At 70.6% G+C, this 574-nt stretch carries 1 protein-coding gene; it reads right to left on the minus strand.

From position 1 onward, the window contains the following. Nucleotides 1-552, minus strand: a 552-nt coding sequence (locus tag D7Y13_RS42105; protein WP_208734572.1) for a beta-1,6-N-acetylglucosaminyltransferase, incomplete at its 3' end; no start/stop codon positions are given. Nucleotides 553-574 lie beyond the last annotated feature (22 nt).

Genomic DNA, 574 nt, shown 5'->3' on the forward strand with positions numbered 1-574 from the left:
CTGCGAGCCGATCATCACCTGGATGTCGGCGGGGACGCGCCGCGCCAGGCCGAGGCGGCGCTGCAATTGGACGCTCCAGTAGAACAGCCGCTTGTGGGCGCGCTCGTTGAACCAGCGGCGGTCGAGGAGGCGGTCCTCCTTCATGCCGGTCTTGATCCAGTCGCTGTCGAAGAAGTCGAAGCTCTCGATCCAGTCGGCGTCCTCGGCGTCCAGCAGGCGGTGGGCGTAGGCAGCGGACTTGATCGCCATGCAGTCGCCCGAGAGCATGTAGAAGTGGGTGGCGCGGGGGAACGCCTCCGCCGCCGCCTCGACCGCCAGCAGCGTCGCCTCGACGAGGCTCCACTCCCCCCAGCCGCAGCGGACGCGGCGGCGGGCGAAGGTGACGTTGGGGTTGGAGGCCAGGGCGGCGCGGATGCGGGCGTGCGCCGCCTCGGGCGCGCGGGCGTCGAAGTGGATCGCCATGAAGTCGCCGGCGGCGGTGAGCTGGCCCGCCTGCTCGATGATGGCGTCGGGGTCCTTGTGGCACAGGAGGATGAAGGCGATCTGCGCCATCAGGCGGAGGGTGTCCGAAGGG

The sequence above is a fragment of the Corallococcus praedator genome (genome assembly GCF_003612125.1).
GTDB lineage: Bacteria > Myxococcota > Myxococcia > Myxococcales > Myxococcaceae > Corallococcus > Corallococcus praedator.